Annotated in this window: 16 protein-coding genes, 1 other RNA gene and 2 pseudogenes; 6 read left to right on the top strand and 13 right to left on the bottom strand. The window is 53.0% G+C overall.

Annotated features, from left to right (window positions below):
• Nucleotides 1-1176, bottom strand: coding sequence for a multidrug efflux RND transporter periplasmic adaptor subunit OqxA (gene oqxA, locus Q1L34_RS05750; RefSeq protein WP_327204394.1), 1176 nt, complete (start codon nucleotides 1174-1176; stop codon nucleotides 1-3).
• A gap of 333 nt (nucleotides 1177-1509) precedes the next feature.
• Between oqxA and Q1L34_RS05755 the strand changes: the two genes are divergently transcribed.
• Nucleotides 1510-1863, top strand: a complete 354-nt coding sequence (locus Q1L34_RS05755) for a helix-turn-helix domain-containing protein (RefSeq protein ID WP_004866624.1) — start codon at nucleotides 1510-1512, stop codon at nucleotides 1861-1863.
• A 419-nt stretch (nucleotides 1864-2282) separates the two neighbouring features.
• Here the strand turns inward: Q1L34_RS05755 and uraH are convergent, their stop codons facing one another.
• On the bottom strand, nucleotides 2283-2684 hold the full coding sequence (uraH, locus tag Q1L34_RS05760; RefSeq protein WP_004866621.1) for a hydroxyisourate hydrolase: 402 nt from the start codon (nucleotides 2682-2684) through the stop codon (nucleotides 2283-2285).
• Between the two features lie 112 nt (nucleotides 2685-2796).
• Between uraH and Q1L34_RS05765 the strand changes: the two are divergent.
• Nucleotides 2797-2928: pseudogene (locus Q1L34_RS05765) on the top strand (SAM-dependent methyltransferase); the annotation flags it as partial.
• Nucleotides 2929-2991: 63 nt separating this feature from the next.
• Here Q1L34_RS05765 and Q1L34_RS05770 read toward each other — a convergent pair.
• The 6 genes and pseudogenes from Q1L34_RS05770 to smpB form a co-directional block, all read right to left on the bottom strand.
• A complete protein-coding gene (locus tag Q1L34_RS05770; RefSeq protein WP_004866618.1) occupies nucleotides 2992-4155 on the bottom strand; it encodes an MFS transporter in 1164 nt (387 codons plus the stop codon).
• A gap of 17 nt (nucleotides 4156-4172) precedes the next feature.
• Nucleotides 4173-5450: a hypothetical protein gene (locus Q1L34_RS05775; RefSeq protein ID WP_015585914.1), complete on the bottom strand. Its 1278-nt coding sequence runs from the start codon at nucleotides 5448-5450 to the stop codon at nucleotides 4173-4175.
• Between the two features lie 35 nt (nucleotides 5451-5485).
• Nucleotides 5486-6673 (bottom strand): ROK family transcriptional regulator, encoded by a 1188-nt coding sequence (locus Q1L34_RS05780; RefSeq protein WP_004866608.1) that lies wholly within the window; start codon nucleotides 6671-6673, stop codon nucleotides 5486-5488.
• Nucleotides 6674-7405: 732 nt separating this feature from the next.
• Nucleotides 7406-7551, bottom strand: a pseudogene (locus tag Q1L34_RS05785) (integrase core domain-containing protein); the annotation flags it as partial.
• A 178-nt stretch (nucleotides 7552-7729) separates the two neighbouring features.
• Nucleotides 7730-8094, bottom strand: a transfer-messenger RNA (tmRNA) gene (ssrA, locus tag Q1L34_RS05790).
• Between the two features lie 146 nt (nucleotides 8095-8240).
• Nucleotides 8241-8723: an SsrA-binding protein SmpB gene (gene smpB, locus Q1L34_RS05795; protein WP_004866580.1), complete on the bottom strand. Its 483-nt coding sequence runs from the start codon at nucleotides 8721-8723 to the stop codon at nucleotides 8241-8243.
• A gap of 152 nt (nucleotides 8724-8875) precedes the next feature.
• On the opposite strand from smpB, the gene Q1L34_RS05800 reads away from it, so the two are divergent.
• Together Q1L34_RS05800 and Q1L34_RS05805 are read left to right on the top strand one after the other, a co-directional pair.
• On the top strand, nucleotides 8876-9313 hold the full coding sequence (locus Q1L34_RS05800) for a type II toxin-antitoxin system RatA family toxin (protein ID WP_004866577.1): 438 nt from the start codon (nucleotides 8876-8878) through the stop codon (nucleotides 9311-9313).
• On the top strand, nucleotides 9303-9593 hold the full coding sequence (locus Q1L34_RS05805; protein WP_004866575.1) for an RnfH family protein: 291 nt from the start codon (nucleotides 9303-9305) through the stop codon (nucleotides 9591-9593). Before Q1L34_RS05800 ends, Q1L34_RS05805 begins: the two co-directional genes overlap by 11 nt.
• 68 nt (nucleotides 9594-9661) lie before the next feature.
• Here Q1L34_RS05805 and bamE read toward each other — a convergent pair whose 3' ends face one another.
• The 3 genes from bamE to nadK all read right to left on the bottom strand — a co-directional run bounded on the left by bamE (nucleotide 9662) and on the right by nadK (nucleotide 12777).
• A complete protein-coding gene (gene bamE, locus Q1L34_RS05810) occupies nucleotides 9662-10003 on the bottom strand; it encodes an outer membrane protein assembly factor BamE (RefSeq protein ID WP_004866572.1) in 342 nt (113 codons plus the stop codon).
• Between the two features lie 147 nt (nucleotides 10004-10150).
• On the bottom strand, nucleotides 10151-11812 hold the full coding sequence (gene recN / locus Q1L34_RS05815; protein ID WP_044348888.1) for a DNA repair protein RecN: 1662 nt from the start codon (nucleotides 11810-11812) through the stop codon (nucleotides 10151-10153).
• An 86-nt stretch (nucleotides 11813-11898) separates the two neighbouring features.
• Nucleotides 11899-12777, bottom strand: a complete 879-nt coding sequence (gene nadK, locus Q1L34_RS05820) for an NAD(+) kinase (protein WP_004866566.1) — start codon at nucleotides 12775-12777, stop codon at nucleotides 11899-11901.
• 123 nt (nucleotides 12778-12900) lie between these two features.
• Here nadK and grpE point away from each other — a divergent pair, with 123 nt between their 5' ends.
• On the top strand, nucleotides 12901-13491 hold the full coding sequence (gene grpE / locus Q1L34_RS05825) for a nucleotide exchange factor GrpE (RefSeq protein WP_004866563.1): 591 nt from the start codon (nucleotides 12901-12903) through the stop codon (nucleotides 13489-13491).
• A gap of 133 nt (nucleotides 13492-13624) precedes the next feature.
• On the opposite strand, the gene Q1L34_RS05830 is transcribed toward grpE, so the two are convergent.
• Both Q1L34_RS05830 and Q1L34_RS05835 read right to left on the bottom strand, forming a co-directional pair.
• A complete protein-coding gene (locus tag Q1L34_RS05830) occupies nucleotides 13625-14911 on the bottom strand; it encodes an HlyC/CorC family transporter (protein WP_032718085.1) in 1287 nt (428 codons plus the stop codon).
• 118 nt (nucleotides 14912-15029) lie between these two features.
• A complete protein-coding gene (locus Q1L34_RS05835) occupies nucleotides 15030-15821 on the bottom strand; it encodes a cytochrome C assembly family protein (RefSeq protein WP_004866556.1) in 792 nt (263 codons plus the stop codon).
• A gap of 166 nt (nucleotides 15822-15987) precedes the next feature.
• Here Q1L34_RS05835 and ffh point away from each other — a divergent pair, with 166 nt between their 5' ends.
• Nucleotides 15988-17352, top strand: coding sequence for a signal recognition particle protein (gene ffh / locus Q1L34_RS05840; protein WP_004866553.1), 1365 nt, complete (start codon nucleotides 15988-15990; stop codon nucleotides 17350-17352).
• The last annotated feature ends 219 nt before the right edge of the window (nucleotides 17353-17571 follow it).

Consider the following 17571-nt stretch of genomic DNA (forward strand, 5'->3'; position numbering starts at 1 on the left):
TCAGTTGAGGGCAGTGCGGGTGGTCATCGCCACGGTTTTCGCGTTAACCGGCATCCCGGGCATAAACACTTTTTGTAAACCCTCGACGATGACTTTATCGCCAGGATTCAGCCCCTGCTGGACGATGCGTAAACCGGCGGCCAGGCGACCTGGCTTGATATCACGGCGCTGCGCTTTACCATCTTTATCAACGATATAGACGTATTTCCGATCCTGATCGGTCAGGACCGCTTTGTCGTCTATCAGCGTGGCCTGGAATTTGGCGCTGCCCGGCAGACGCACGCGGGCAAACAGGCCCGGTATGAACTGACGCTGGGTGTTATCCAGCAGCGCGCGCATACGGATAGTACCGGTGCTCGGCGTTAGCTGATTATCAAGGAAATCCACTTTCCCCTGATGGGGGTAGCCGTCCTCACCGACAAGACCAATTTCAACCGGCAGCGCAAGATGATTGCTGGCCGCCCCCTGGCCGCTACGGGCGAGGTTTTGATAGTGAAGGTAGGTCGATTCGTCGACATCAAAATAGACGTAGACCGTCTTCTGCGAGACCACCGTTGTCAGCACGCTGGCGCTGTCACCTGCGGTCACGAGATTACCGCTGGTGATCAGCGCGCGGCTGGCGCGGCCATCGATAGGGGCGGTCACTTTGGTGAAATCAAGGTTAAGCTGAGCGGCATCAACGGCTGCCTGCGCGGCCTGGATGTCGGCTTGCGCCTGGGTTGCGGCCGAACGACGCTGCTCCCACTCTTCGCGGGATACCACGTTGGTGTGGATTAATTTATCGGTACGACTGGCCTCGCTGCGCGCCAGGCTGGCCTGTGTTTTGGCTCGTGCCAGCGTTGCCTGCGCCTGCTCGAGGGCGGCGCGATAGGTTCTGTCATCAATAGTGAATAGCACCTCGCCCTTTTTCACTTCCTGGCCGTCGGTGTAGTTCACTTTTTCAATGTAGCCGGAGACGCGTGGACGGAGCTGAACGCTTTCTACCGCTTCAATTCGGCCGTTAAAGCTGTCCCACTGGCTAATGGATTTCACCACCACGTCAGCTGCGCTGACGGCAGGGGCTTGCGGGGCGGCGTTTTGCGCCGCGCTGTTATCGCAGCTGGCAAGCAGCATGGCGATGACCGCGCTCCCCAGTCCGCGCAGATAAAAGTTAACCCAGGTTTTTTGCAGGCTCATTATTTTTATTCCGGTAATTGTTGCCGCCGGGCAAGACGCAGCGAAGGGCGCTGCGCGACTTCCTATGTCCGGTCTGGCTTAAGGCCATTTGTGTCGTTCATCGCCACAAAACTGTAACAGTTGCGAATACACTATCGCGGCGATTGTAGGAAGGCGCTTAACTAAGTGCAAGAATAATTGTTGCACTTTATGTGCTGTTTCCGTTGAGCGGAAAAGACACATTTCAGGCAGGGGTTTTAATGTAACAATAAAACTTGCAATTTATGCAAAAGCAGGTCACTTTTAAATGTATTAGATAAAGATACTTTTATTAACAGCCCAGGGGAACCCGACATGAACACTGGCGCTTTTATACATGATTTACTTGACTGGATTGATAATAACCTTGAAAGCCGCCTCGATATCGACACGGTCTCCAGGCGGGCAGGCTATTCAAAATGGCATCTTCAGCGGATATTCAAAGAGCATACCGGTCATCCCATTGGCGAATACATCCGCGCCCGGAAGCTGCAAAAATCGCTTGAGCGCTTAACCCGTAGCGACGAACCGATCCTCAACGTGGCCATCGCGTTGGGTTTTGACTCCCAGCAATCCTTCAATCGCAGCTTCAAGCGCCAGTATGGCCAGGCGCCGGGGGTCTGGCGCCGCAGCATGGGAATGGCTCCATCGTGCCAGCGTCCAGGCTGATAGTGGGGCGGGATTTCATCAGGAAGTGCCGGCTTAACGGCAGGCGAGTGTGCGCTTCTTTTTCTCTGCCGGCGGCTGTCTGGTTGCCGGAGACGCGCTTTTTATGCTGACCCGGACTTTTAGACGCTCATGGCCGTGAGTGTAAGAACCAGCCCCTCACGTGCTGTACGCGTCAGCAGGCTATTCTCGCCAATCAGGAGGCCAGATTATCGATCGGCGTATTCAGTCGGGGTTTGGTCGTTTTCATCGTTTGCTCTCATTCCTCAAGAGTGAGTGATCATTTTAGCTGGTTTTATTCAGGGTGATGTTAATGCTGGCAGCGTCGCACAAGGCAGGTGAGCCCAGAAATTCACGACGCTATACACACACTCCCGCTATCTTCTGTTTCAACACGGCAATTCTAACGTGACCCAATACAATTAGCTGCCGCGATAGGTGGAGTAGCCATACTGGCTTAACAACAGCGGGATATGCAGCTTTTGGTTCTGTTTCGTTACATTAAAAATAACTGGAATGACGGGGAAGAAGGTGCTCATATTATTAATTTTAAAATACTCTCCCGTTTTAAATGTCACTTTATAGATTCCCGGCTCCATATTATCTGCCCGCGGATAGAGTGTCTTGATACGGCCATCAGCGTCCGTTTTACCGCTAGCGATATGCTGCCAACTACTGCCTTGCTGCTTATCGAGTTCAACCTGTACCCCCTGAGAAGGCAGCCCTGTCTGCTGGTTGAGAATATGTACGCTTAATGTCCCTTCTGGTGCGGCAAGCGCGCTGAAACTCAGCAATGAAATAATGGATGCGATAAGTGACTTCACGTTCGGTGACCTTAATTAGCAAGTGAATTTGTCTCAACTATAGTCAGCGTGGCGGGAAATAAAATTAAACTTTTTGTTATTAATTAGCAGGTAATATCAGCAAGGATAGGTGGCTAAATGGCTCACCATGCGCCGCTGGTTAGAGGAAAACCCGGACGATGAATTTGCGTCAGAGGTGCGGACGGAGCTGACGATTGCGGCAAAAAACCATACCACCTATACGCGAGAGTATTTTGGCTGGGGGGCTCAGATTCAGCCGTTGTGTCAAATACCCGGCATAGCAGAAGGCTATGCCGGAGGAGCTCGCTTAGTTTTGCGGGTTCTCTTTAACAAACAAAGTCAGCACAAAGAAGATCGCCACAAAAGCGATAATCAAGTTGAAGCCCAGCGAGACGCCATACATCTGGGATACCTGGCCTATCAGCCAGCCAGCAAAGGCTCCCCCCATTCCTGAGGCGACGTAAATCAATCCCATGGTCGAGCCGCTTTTATCGGTGAGCTTCGTCGCCACGGCGGAGGCCGTAGGGAACAGCACCGACATAGCGAAACCAAACACCATAAACAGGTAGACAAATTGGCTGGCAAAGTAGCGGCTGGCAATAATGGCAATCAGCGAGAACAGAGAAAACAGGATTAAGGTTTTGCGGTCGCCCAGCTTCAGGTTGATAAACCCGCCGATAAAGCGGCCGACGGTGAATAGCATGGCAAAACTGGATATGACATAGGCGGCCGTCACCATCTTGTCTTCCGCAGACGCGCCAGCAATATCCAGCGAGCTGTAGAATATCGGGAAAAAGTTCAGGAAAGCGGCTTCGGCGGCGACGTAGAACAGGATAAAGCCAATCACCAGCATCAGGCGTCTCTGGCCAAGGATATGGACAAAATCAGAGAGCTGCATGTCCATCCCCTGCGCTTTTTCCAGCTTCAGGCTGCTGAGGACCAGAATGATAATCGCAACAATAATGGCAATCCCGACATAGAACAGGCGCCATGAGACATGATGAGAGAAAAGCTGCTGTAAAATCAGCGGAGTGGCGATCATCCCCACGCCGAACATGGCGTTGGAAACGTTGAACATCATGCCGGCTTTTTCTTTGTAGAAGGTCGGGATAACGGTAATGATGGAGACCAGCATCGAGCCGATGCCCAGGCCAACAATCAAATAGAAGCCGAAAAACAGCAGCACGCTGAATGCCAGGCTGGTGCCGACCAGACCAACGGCCATCATCAGCGAGCCAATCAGCATCATGATCTTCAGCCCTTTTTTATCGGTAAAGTAGCCGGTGAGCAGACTGGCGACCAGAAAGCCTATCTGGAAGAACATGATCAGTGTGCCTATCTGACCCATGTTGAGATTGATATCGTGCTGGACCTGCTCAAGTATCAGACCTTTGGTGTTCTGTATGCCGCCAAGAAGGAACATGGTGACGAACAGCAGGAAAAATACTTTCCATTTTTGTTGGTTAGCCATTGTGAATTTCCCCTGTATTAGCAAATGGGCTTTTGGTAATGGTTGCCTGCGGCGTCGAAAAGCGACTGCTCCGCCCAGCCGTAGCAGTAATAGAGCAGATCGTCGCAGTCGCTCTGTTCTGCTGCATTAATCGCTTCCAGGAGCGCTGCCGGAGGCAGGTTCCACATCTGAATTCCGCTGTAAATGAAGGTGCCCGGCTGCGATTTTTCACGCACCAGATTGTTTTGCTGTTTTACAAATTCAATCGGGAAACCTTCTGCTTTGAACTGTTGATATGTGATGTCGTAGGGCAGGTTGAACAGGCGCATAAAGGCGCGAAAGGCGCTTTCACGCTGGGCGTCATCATTGGCGAAATATTCAATGAGTCCCTGAACGTCCGCGCCGCCGCCGAGCTTATGGTAGGGGAAGTGTTTCAGGACCTTAGAGGAACGAGTCAGTGACTGATAGTCCTGACCTAAGATCCAGGAATAGGCTGGTGGCCAGAGATCGAGCCAAAGTTCGCTTTCCCCGGCTTCCCTGTCGCTGATTCCGGCCAGCAGGTTCTGTACAAAGCGAGAGACGCTATGCTGGCGAAACGCCATCCAGCGCTGCAGGAGCTCGTCATTTAATAAGGCATCGACCGTCGCCTCGTACTCGCCGGAGCGCATGTGAGCCGCCAGGGTTTCCAGACGTTGGCGTACCGCCTCGACATTGATGCCTGTCCGGGTCATTTCGCTCTGACAGTGCGGACAGAAACAGGTGAATAATCCTCTGGGGCTGACGCTCTTACCCGCCCAGTCGGGATAGCGGATGCGGTCAATCAGGAAAGTCGAATAACCATACTGTGCCTTGATAGCGCTGAAAGTCGCTATCCAGAGTTCAATAACGTCCGGGCCATTAGGACATAGCCAGTGTTCAACCGGGGTGCCGCGAAAATCGATCACCTGATTGTTTTCGATCTGTCCGGCAAAATCGCCGTTGAGAATATTAACCCAGGGGATCACTTTATAAGGACCGCTATCGGTTGCCTGCTTCAGATCCCGCAGAGGATCGGACCCCGCAACAATAGTGGGATCGACGCGCTGATTCAGCCGCTGTGGGGGCAAATCGAGTTTGACATGCAGCGTGGCGGTGCCTTGCACAAATTCATGTTTCGGATTGTGCGGCAGGCGGCCCGTGGGGTAAGGGTTGCGTTCAAAAATCGTGTTGACCTCAACAAAGAGGCGGTCGACGCCGTTCATTTTAGTAATACGTTCAAGTATTGAGTCGACGCCTTCATCAAGAATATCGTGTGGGTGTAGATGGATCCCGGCCATTTTCGGCTCCTCATTGTTCTGGCTGCTGGTGGTATTTAGATAAGCTGTGTGTCCGGCATAAATTGAATCGATGGGTAGACCGCATGGAGCGCCAGCATAGCCATTCCGTATAGCGGTGCTTTTTCTTTTAATTCAGAAAGTTCGACGGATACACGGGTATTGGCAAACAGATGCCTGTCGAGATTGGCCTGTACTCTTGGCATGAAGAGTTCAGCGGATTGCGAGACGCCACCCGTAAGAATGACTTTCTCAAGGTTGGCTATTGTCACCATGTTGAGAATGCCGATGGTTAAGTAGTCCGCCATCTCCTCCAGCAACATAGCGGGTAGTGTTTCACCCTGGGCGGCGGCGATAAGTATTTCATGGGCGTTCATGCTTTGGCCGCTTAGCGCGGACATTCTCTCTTTGAGTCCGGAGCCGGAGCAGTAATTTTCGAAGCAGCCCTTATTTTTCCAGTTCTGAGTCAGATGGTTGCGTTCGAAGAGCATATAGCCAATTTCACCGGCAGCATTATTGATGCCCCGGATAATTTTTCCATCCATCAGCAGCGCCGATCCCAGCCCGGTGCCAATACCAATAAGCGCGGCGCTATGAACGTGGCGACATTTTCCTTTCCACATTTCGCCGATCAGCGCTGCGCGAATATCGTTTTCCAGCACCACTCTGATATTCAGGCGCGCGTTTAATTCATCGGCAAGCGGAATGTTGTCCCACTCAGGCAGGTTAGGGGAACCTTCCAGAACCGTTCCGCTGCGATAATCAACGATGCCCGGTGTGGCGATGCCGATCACTTTTAGCTTGTCACGAGGTATATGATTCTGTTCAATAAATGACTCAATACTGGCGCTGAACAGATCGAGAAATTCCCGACGGGTTGTGACGTCATAGGTCGACTCCTGATGCTGCGCCAGCAGCTCCGCATTGAGATTAAAGAGTGAGAAGGTGATTTTAGTTCCACCTAAATCAATGCCGATACCGAGCCCATGGTTGGGATCAAAGTTAACCAGAATACCTTTGCGCCCCAGGCCGGCGTCTTCGCTGACGCCGCTCTCATAGATAATTTTCTCTTCCAGCAGATCGCTCACGATTTCAGAAATCGTTGCTTTAGTGATACCAGTAACCTTGGCTATCTGGGCGCGAGAAAGGGGGGAGTTCTCACGGATGACGTTGAGGACTACGGAGGCATTCATCTGCCTTAAGGTGTTGGGAACATTCAGCTTCAAAGTGCCATTCCTTTAGTTTGTAAACTAAACTAATTAATCGAAAAAATGCTTATTTAGCTCGTTAAAAACACATTACATCTTTTTTAAGCGGCTTATAAAGCGTTATTTTTGATCATATAGTTTGCTTTGTATATTTTATGAAAGGGATCACATAATGAGGAGGAGGCGATTGTCGGGCTGATATGAGAGTCGCGGGGTAAGTCACCGAACGAACGTTTTTTAATCAATTACCTATGGTAAGAGTAGCGGAATATCTGCGCACGGTTCCTGAAATCATCCTGTGAACCGTCATGGCTGCTAAAGCCGAAAATGATGAAAGCTCACTTAATGAAATGAGGTTTATCAGCCAGTTATTTCATTAATTTGCATGGGTAACGCATCCAGCTTTCGCATAGTCAGGCTTCTTTTAGACCATTTGGCATCCCCGTGCAGAGAAGTAATGACTCTGCGGCTCCACGTCATGGCCAGGTTTTCAGCCTGAAACCGCTCCAGTATTTGGCCGATGCATTGATGTATTCCCGCGTCAGGGTCCAGATACCGCTGAGCGTTTTTGCGCCCCGGTATGGAACGCGAAGCTTCATCAAATGCCGTTTCATCCCTGTTAACTGAACCAAGACAAAGCAAAATGTTATCACCCGCTTTATGACCCTGGCCCAAAATCAGTTCAGTGCTACATCAGAGATCCGGATCTTTTTGCAGACTCCGGATAAATTCCTCTGGTGTCTGGTTATTTTATGATGAACAGGGGCGTTGTTGGTTATATTCATGTTGCCAGCAGTCGATCCTCTCTTGAGCATCTTCGGGGACAGGAACCAGTGCACATTCAGACATTCATCGCGAAGGCTACCATTAAATGGCTCGACCAGTTCGTTGTCTGTGGCGGTTCATACCTCAAAAACAAGAAAGCTTTATGAGGTGCCTAAAAGGTTCGGATTTAATGAGTTCTCTTCGGACTTCGCGGGACAAATTGAGGGCACAAAAAAGCCCGCAGGGCTTGCGCCGTGCGGGCTCTCAGGACTTCATCGGATGACTCTGGTAATCACCGATGGAGAATTTTGGTGGAGCTGGCGGGAGTTGAACCCGCGTCCGAAATTCCTACATCCTCGGCACTACATGCTTAGTCCAGTCTTTACATTCGCTGGCCAGCTGCGGACGGACACGCCACTGACAAACTAGCCTGATTAGTTTTAACGCTTCAACCCCAGGCAGGGCTTCCACGCGATCTCTTTTGGGTTTGACCTCTCTTTATTCCCCGTCTTAAGAGCGGAAGCTAGGGAGAGAGGGCTCTTAGCAGGTTATTAAGCTGCTAAAGCGTAGTTTTCGTCGTTTGCGACTATTTTTTTGCGGCTTTTTACGAGGCCAACCGCCCCTCGGCATGCACCTTGGGTTTCGCGAATCCCGTCGAATCCAGAATCAGCCCCAATGTGTTAAGGCGAGTATAACAGATTTGTGAATGGAGTTACCAGCACTCGTTCGCACGATTATGGGGGCTGGGTGGGTGAAAAAGCAGCATCAACAACGATATAGCGCATAAGGGCCAGCTGAGCCGGCCCTTAAAAAGAGGGGATTAGCGACCGGCGTGTTTCATAATACGGGCTTTATCCAGCGCCCACTCGCGATCTTTGAGATCGGTACGCTTATCGTGCTGCTTCTTACCTTTGGCGACGCCGATTTTCACTTTGCACCAGGCGTTCTTCCAGTACAGCGACAGGGCTACGACAGTGTAGCCTTCACGGTTGATTCGGCCGTACAGGGCATCCAGCTCGCGCTGATTAAGCAGCAGCTTACGGGTACGCGTCGGGTCGCAGACGTAGTGGGTCGATGCCACGGCCATCGGCGTAAAGTTGGCACCAAAGAGATAGGCTTCGCCATCTTTCAGGATGACATAGCTGTCGCTGATGTTGGCTTTGCCGGCGCGCAGAGATTTGACTTCCCACCCTTGCAGGGCAAGACCAGCCTCGTATTCATCTTCGATAAAGTATTCATGGCGGGCGCGTTTATTCAGCGCAATGGTGGCTGATCCAGGTTTGTGGGCTTTTTTCTTGGTCATAATGTCCTGAAGTCATTGCTAAACGGGAACACAGTACCTCAATCCATCCTGCGAGGTGTAATGCGCTATCTTAGCACGAGTTGCGGCACAGCGTTTTTTTTAGCGGCAGATAAATGATATTATTTGCGATGTGTATAAATGTGGAACTTGCTATGCCTCAGATTAGCCGTACTGCGCTGGTGCCCTTCAGTGTGGAACAGATGTATCAACTCGTAAATGACGTGAAGTCCTATCCTGATTTTTTGCCTGGCTGCACCGGGAGCCGTGTGCTGGAGTCTGGGCCGACGCAGATGATGGCGGCGGTTGATGTGTCCAAAGCAGGCATCAGTAAGACCTTTACGACGCGTAATACCCTTACCAGTAACCAGAGCATTTTAATGAGCCTGGTCGATGGCCCGTTTAAAAAGCTGATTGGCGGCTGGAAGTTTATCCCGCTGAGCTCGGATGCCTGCAAAATTGAGTTTCATCTCGATTTTGAATTCACCAATATGCTGATTGAGATGGCGTTTGGTCGCATCTTCAAAGAGCTGGCATTAAATATGGTCCAGGCTTTCACGGCCAGGGCCAAAGAGGTCTATCGTGTCGGCTAACATCGTGGTGGAAGTTGCCTATGCCTTGCCGGAGAAGCAGTACCTGCAAAGCGTAAAGCTTGAAGAGGGCGCAACGGTTGAACAGGCGATTATTGCCAGCGGCCTGCTGGCGCTGCGCGGCGATATCGATCTGGCGAAGAACAAGGTCGGAATATACAGTCGCCCGGTTAAGCTGAATGATGTGGTGCATGATGGCGATCGGGTGGAAATCTACCGCCCGCTGATTGCCGATCCGAAAGAGCTGCGTCGTCAGCGCGCGGAGAAAAACGCCGGGAAATAGCGGTGAAAGGGATAAAAAAAGCGCTCAGTGAGCGCTTTTTGTCTTTTTGCAGCAAGATGTTTACTGCATTACTCGTTGGTCAGAGCCGGTTTGTTATCAATGTTGGTTAACACGCCGCTGCTGTTGAAGGTCAGCGTTAGCGTCTGCTGGGTGATTTTTTCATGCCCAGGCTGCTGACGGAAAACATAGAACCAGGTGTTGGTACCAAACGGATCCGACATCATTGGGGTACCCAGCGCATAAGCAACCTGCTGTTGCGTCATGCCGACACGAATTTTTGCTACATCGTTGGGTGCCAGATAGTTACCCTGGTTGATATCAGGACGGTAAACCACTCGTTCCAGAGTGGAACAGCCTGCGGTCAACATGAGAAGAACCGCTGCGGCAGCAGTCAGCGTTTTACAGCGCATAGTGATTTTATTCCTTTTCGGGCCCGAGCAGTACGTGGCTCATCTGTAATATGCCGATAATAATAGACCTTTGCCCAGTTGGAAACCTTCGACTGCAGGTCTTGCGGCAATTTGCTGTTCACTATGACTCTGCGAAAATCAAAAAGTTTACGCCGCGAGCAACTCTTTCGCGTTTGCCAGCGTATTACGAGTGACTTCGCTACCGCCCAGCAGACGGGCCAGTTCCTGCAGTCGCGCCCGTTTGTCGAGCGGGTGCATATGGGTTTCCGTCATCTCGCCGTCGGTCTCTTTGCAGACGAAGAAATGATGATGGCCACAGCCGGCAACCTGCGGCAGGTGAGTGACGCACATGACCTGGGTCGATTCGCCCAGCTGACGCAGCAGTTTGCCGACGACTGCCGCCGTCGGGCCGCTGATACCGACATCTACCTCATCGAAAATCAGGGCCGGCGTTTCCATCTTCCGCGCGGTAATGACCTGAATGGCCAACGCAATACGCGACAGTTCGCCACCGGAAGCGACTTTAGCAATGGGCTGAAGCGGCTGTCCTGGGTTGGTGGTGACGCGAAACTCAATACGGTCGGCCCCTTCGGCGGTGAGATGACGCTCATCAAAGGCAACCTCGATGGCAAACACCCCGTGAGGCATGGAAAGTGAGCGCATACTCTCCGTGATTAACTGCGCCAGCTCTTGCGCACTGGTTTGACGCAGAGCGTGCAGCTGCTGAGCAGTCTCTAGCGCCAGCTGATGGTGTTCTATCACGGTCTGGCTAAGTGATTCCAGCGAGCCCGCGCTGTCGTCCAGCAGCCGCTGCTCTTCCAGCAGACCCTGATAAAATGCGGGGAGCTCTTCCGGGGTGATCTGATGCTTACGCGCCAGGGCTATCTGGCGAGAGATGCGTTGCTCGAGCTCGAACAGACGATTCGGGTCGAGATCCAGACGGTCGTTATAGTGACGCAGTTCGTCGCTGGCTTCGCTGAGCTGAATAGCCGCCTCTTCAAGCATATCCAGCACGCCCGAGAGCTTGCTGTCCATACCGACGAGCTCGGTCACCAGCTGCCTGGCAGTGTAGAGCTGGCTCTGCAGGTTGGCTTCTTCGCCATCTGCGAGCACCGTCAGCGCGTGCTGACAGGTGGTCAGCAGCTGGCCGCTGTTGGCCAGACGTTTGTACTCTTCATCGATTTGTTCGAACTCACCCGGCTGTGGATTGAACTCATTCAACTCTTTCAGCTGATATTGCAGCAGGTCGGCGCGGGCTGCGCGTTCCTGGCTCTGCTGCTGATGCTGGGCCAGCTCGCGGCAGCTTTGATGCCACTGGCGGTAGTGTTCAGCCATACGCTGAGTAAGCGCATACTCACCGGTATAACCATCGAGCAGCGTTTTTTGGTGTTCTGGCTTCGTTAATAGCTGGTGCGCGTGCTGGCCGTGGATCTGAATAAGCAGCTGACCAAGCTCGCGAAGCTGGGAGAGGGGAACGGCGGTACCGTTAATGAAGCCGCGCGAACGACCGTCGGTGCTGATGACGCGGCGAAGTAAACACTCACGTCCGCTTTCCAGCTGGTTCTCTTCCAGCCAGCGCTGCGCCGCCGGAGTATCTTTTAAGGCGAAGCGGGCGCACAGGTCTGCGCGGCTGGCGCCTCTTCGCACCATGTCTGCTTCGGCTCTTCCGCCGAGGCACAGCCCCAGCGCATCAATGGCAATAGATTTCCCTGCACCGGTTTCCCCGGTGATCGCGGTCATTCCGCTGTGAAAATCGATTTCCAGTTCACGAACGATAGCAAAGTTACTGATGGTGAGTTGCGCCAGCATAGCTGCCTTCCTGTATGAAAAACCATTACTGTGTTTTCGTACAGTATAGACTGGTTTTTTATCCAGTAAAGAGGTGACTGCTAAAATCAGAACAATTTTTTCGACCAGCCGAGTTTGGTGCTCAATGTATTGAAATAGCTGTAATCTTTTGGATGAATGAGATTCAGATGATAATCGCAGCGGTGGATAAGGACATCTTCGCCATCCTGAATCGGCAGCGCTATCTGGCTGTCGCAGCTGATCTCCAGATCGCTGCAGCGCTGGGAAAAACGCAGGCGAATGGTGCTGTCGCCGTTAATCACCAGCGGACGCGCCGAGAGGGTATGCGGGAACATAGGGACCAGGGTAATGGCATCCAGGGAGGGTGTCAGGATGGGGCCTCCGGCGGATAATGAATAGGCGGTGGAGCCCGTCGGCGTGGAGATAATCAGGCCGTCTGAACGTTGGGAGAAGGCAAACACCTCATCGATATACACTTCGAACTCAATCATATGCGCGACTTTGCCCGGGTGCAGGACCACTTCATTAATCGCTGTGCTGATGCGCTTCTGGCAATCTTGCTGGCAGACCTGGGCTTCCAGCAAAAAACGTTTTTCCGAAATGTAGTGGCCTTCCAGGACGTCGGCGAGCTGCTGTAGAGCGTTATCCGGGTCGAGATCGGTCAGAAAACCGAGGTTGCCGCGGTTAATGCCGATGACGTTGATATCGTAACGTGCCAGCGTTCGCGCTGCGCCGAGCATATTGCCGTCGCCGCCCACCACTACCGCCAGATCCGCCTGCTGACCAATTTCCGCCAGCGTGCCCGTTTTGACGTTGCTAAGCTGGAGCTCATGGGCAATCTGTTGTTCGACCAGAACCTCGTAGCCTTTGCCGGAGAGCCAGCGCCAGAGCATTTCATGTGTGGTCAGCGCGGTTGGGTGACGAGGGTGTCCCACAATGCCTATACACTTGAAATGGTTCTTCATGTTCTGGATGTCCTTGCGTTAAATGAATGATGACAATCTGACAGCTTCCCTTGAAACCCGGAAACGGATCCCCATAATAAGCGAAGTTAGCGAGATGAATGCGAAAAAAACGCGGAGAAATTCATGAGTAGTAAAGAACAGAAAACGCCTGACGGGCAAGCCCCGGAAGAAATTATCACGGAACAGCACGAGAACGTTGAGGCGGTTGAGCCTGAAGTTTCTGCTGAGCAGGTGGATCCGCGCGATGAAAAAATTGCGAATCTGGAAGCGCAGCTGGCTGAAGCTCAGACTCGTGAACGCGATGGTGTCCTGCGCATAAAAGCGGAAATGGAAAACCTGCGTCGTCGTACCGAGCTGGACGTGGAAAAAGCGCACAAATTTGCTCTGGAGAAGTTCGTTAACGAACTGCTGCCGGTTATCGACAGCCTGGACCGCGCGCTGGAAGTGGCCGATAAAGCCAATCCGGACATGGCTTCCATGGTTGAAGGTATTGAGCTGACGCTGAAGTCGATGCTGGATGTCGTACGCAAATTCGGTGTGGAAGTGATTGCCGATACCAACGTGCCGCTGGATCCTAACGTGCACCAGGCCATCGCCATGGTTGAGTCTGACGATGTGGCGGCTGGCAACGTGCTGGGCGTGATGCAAAAGGGCTATACCCTGAACGGTCGTACCATTCGCGCAGCGATGGTAACCGTAGCGAAAGCGAAATAATTCGCCTCCAACGGCCGCCCAAGGGCGGCCGTTTTTTATTGTTTTTATCGCGTTGCGGTTTTGTTGCCAGGAAAGCTGCGGGCAAAAAAAACGGCGAATCCAGGGTCCACCGTCTCTGCGTCAGGCCTGTCGATTACTCGGCGGCGCTCTCGCGAAGGGGCTTCACCGGCTTGACCTTCACCTGCTTAATCATATTGTCCTGGACGTCGAGAATATCGATATCATATTGCTCGATGCGCACGCGCGTGCCGGGAACCGGGATCTCTTCCAGCGCCTCCAGAATAATCCCGTTAACCGTTCGGGCCTCATCTTCCGGCAGATGCCAGTTAAACGCTTTATTGATTTCGCGCACGTTGGCGCTGCCATCAATGATGACGGTTCCGTCGGTTAACGGCGTGACTTCTTCAGCCAGCGTCGGCGACATTGAGGTAGTGAAGTCACCGACAATCTCTTCGAGAATATCTTCTACCGTCACCAGCCCCTGGATGTCACCGTACTCATCGACCACCAGGCCTACTTTCTTCTTATTGCGCTGGAACTTCACCAGCTGCGTGCTGAGCGGCGTTCCTTCCGGCACGAAGTAAATTTCATCGGCGGCGCGCAGCATCACCTCTTTGGTGAACTCTTTTTTCTCGGTCATCAGGCGATAGGCTTCACGTACGCGCAGCATGCTGATGGCGTCGTCCAGCGAGCCGCGATACAGCACGATGCGTCCGTGAGGAGAGTGGGTCAGCTGGCGAACGATTGATTTCCAGTCGTCGTTAATATCAATACCGATAATTTCATTGCGCGGGACCATGATGTCATTGACGCTGACCTTTTCGAGATCCAACACCGACAGCAGCATGTCCTGGTTACGGCGGGAGATTTGGGTCCGCGACTCGTTCACGATGGTGCGCAGCTCATCTTTGCTCAGCGCGCCGCTGACGATGATATCGGTTTTGATGCCCATCATGCGCATCAGGAGGCGGGTGATGGTGTTCAGCAGCCAGACCAGCGGCATCATCAGCACCTGCAGCGGCGCCAGTAAGAAGCTGCTCGGGTAGGCGACCTTTTCCGGATACAGCGCCGCGATGGTTTTAGGCAGGACCTCGGCAAAAACCAGGACCACGAAGGTCAGTACGCCGGTGGCAATGGCCACCCCGGCATCGCCATACAGACGCATACCGACAATCGTCCCCAGCGCGGAGGCGAGGATGTTGACGAGGTTATTGCCGATCAGCACCAGGCTGATTAAACGGTCGGGTTTGCGCAGCAGCTTTTCTACGCGCTTTGCCTGGCGGTTGCCTTGTTTCGCCATATGCCGCAGTCGATAGCGGTTCAGGGTCATCATCCCGGTTTCAGAACCGGAGAAATAGGCGGAGATAATCACCATGATAATCAGCGTCACGATCAGCGTGGTGGTAGATATGTGTTCCAGGGGGGACTCCTTAACGCCTGGCCCGGTAGGCTATTTTATGAGCCTGCTGGCGCTGAGCGCGCCAGTCTTCAGGCTTTCTGCAATGATGACACCTGCCGGGACAGGCGGGTGTTCGGGGTTAACTAATAAACTGTTGAAGCACGCGGCTGCCAAAGTAAGCCAGCGTCAGCAGGCCTGCGCCGGTGACGTTAAACCAGACGACCCGACGACCGCGCCATCCTTCATGATAGTGGCCCCACAACAGAACGATATAGACAAACCACGCGACGATCGACAGCACGGCTTTATCGATATTTTCCGTGCTAAACAGGTTATGCATATAAAACAAACCGGTGCACAACGTCAGCGTCAGCAGGACCACGCCGACCTGCGTAATATGAAACATTTTACGCTCGATACTCATCAGCGGCGGCATTTCATGGCTGAAGGCCAGCTTTTTGTTCTTCAACTGATAATCGATCCATGCCAGCTGGAGCGCATACAGCGCGGCAATAATCAGCGTCGCATAAGAGAAGAGCGACAGGCCGATGTGCACCAGCATTCCAGGCGTGGTTTCCAGATGGGTGATGTATTCGTTCGGCACGAAAGTGGCGAAAGCCAGGTTAATCAACGCAAATGCGTAGACGATAGGCAGCAGCAGCCAGCCGCGGTTACGCGACGCGACGATAGTCATCACCGTACAGATCATCAGACTGACCAGCGAACCGACGTTTAATAAACTGAGATTCTGTCCGCTCTCGCCGCCGGGGAAAATACGTGACTCCAGCGCAAAAGCATGACAAATCAACGCAATAGTTGCGGAAAGAATCGCCATCCGCCGCCAGCTGCTGTTTTTTTGCAACAGGCCGGGGATGATCAGCGCAAGGCTGATGGAGTAGGCGACAAGCGCGAGCAGAGCAAAAACAGGCATATGGGTGTCGACTGTTGACTAAATAAGAAAGAGAAGCAGTATAGCGTCACGCGACGTCTGCTCCAACCGTTGCATCACATCGCGCTTCATGTCGTGTTATACTGCGCCAAATCCGTGTTTTCGTGTCGCTGCTGCGACCGACAGTTTCCACCTCAGGCGAGAGACAATGTTTGATAATTTAACCGATCGTTTGTCGCGTTCGCTGCGCAACATTAGCGGCCGCGGACGCCTTACCGAAGACAATATTAAAGATACCCTGCGTGAAGTCCGCATGGCGCTGCTGGAGGCGGACGTCGCGCTGCCTGTCGTCCGTGACTTCATCAGCCGCGTCAAAGAGAGCGCGGTGGGTCATGAAGTAAACAAAAGCCTGACCCCGGGTCAGGAGTTTGTCAAAATCGTACGTAACGAACTGGTTGCGGCGATGGGCGAAGAGAACCAGGCGCTGGATTTAGCCGCTCAGCCGCCGGCCGTCGTGCTGATGGCGGGTCTGCAGGGGGCGGGTAAAACCACCAGCGTCGCGAAGCTGGGTAAATTCCTGCGTGAGAAGCACAAGAAGAAAGTGCTGGTGGTCTCCGCGGACGTTTATCGCCCGGCGGCGATTAAACAGCTGGAAACGTTGGCTGAGCAGGTTAACGTTGATTTCTTCCCGTCCGATGTGGGCCAGAAGCCGATCGATATCGTTAACGCCGCGCTGAAAGAAGCGAAGCTGAAGTTCTACGACGTGCTGCTGGTGGATACCGCCGGTCGTCTGCACGTTGATGAAGCGATGATGGACGAAATCAAACAGGTCCACGCTTCTCTTAACCCGGTAGAAACGCTGTTCGTCGTTGATGCGATGACCGGTCAGGATGCCGCGAATACCGCCAAAGCCTTTAACGAAGCGCTGCCGCTAACCGGCGTGGTGCTGACTAAAGTCGATGGCGACGCCCGCGGCGGTGCCGCGCTGTCGATTCGCCACATCACCGGTAAACCGATTAAGTTCCTTGGCGTCGGTGAAAAGACCGAAGCGCTGGAGCCATTCCACCCGGATCGTATTGCTTCCCGTATTCTCGGCATGGGCGACGTGCTGTCGCTGATCGAAGATATCGAGAGCAAGGTTGACCGCGCGCAGGCCGAGAAACTGGCCTCCAAACTGAAGAAAGGCGATGGTTTCGATCTGACCGATTTCCTTGAGCAGCTGCGTCAGATGAAAAACATGGGCGGCATGGCCAGCCTGATGGGCAAACTGCCAGGCATGGGGCAGATCCCGGACAACGTGAAATCCCAGATGGATGACAAAGTGCTGGTGCGGATGGAAGCGATCATCAACTCGATGACGCTGAAAGAGCGCGCTAAGCCGGAAATCATTAAAGGTTCACGTAAGCGCCGTATCGCCGCCGGTTGCGGGATGCAGGTGCAGGATGTGAACCGTCTGCTCAAACAGTTTGATGATATGCAGCGCATGATGAAGAAGATGAAGTCGAAAGGCGGCATGATGAAGATGATGCGTGGGATGAAAGGGATGATGCCCCCAGGATTCCCTGGTCGCTAATCGGCCTGGCTTGTTTGCCATTTCGGCACCGGGGTGTGCTCGCCATCCTCACGTACTACGTGTACGCTCCGGTGGCTGCGCGCACGTCGGCACCGAACTGACCGCACCGCCGACGGCCTTTTATAGCAGACTTATCAACTGTTGATTGCAATTTCCCCAAAAATGAGTAAAATTTTCGGGCTTTTAATATGACACCCGGGCTCCGTTCCTCGATGGGGC

This window comes from Klebsiella ornithinolytica, from assembly GCF_030505655.1.
In the GTDB taxonomy this organism is placed as follows: Bacteria; Pseudomonadota; Gammaproteobacteria; order Enterobacterales; family Enterobacteriaceae; genus Klebsiella; species Klebsiella ornithinolytica.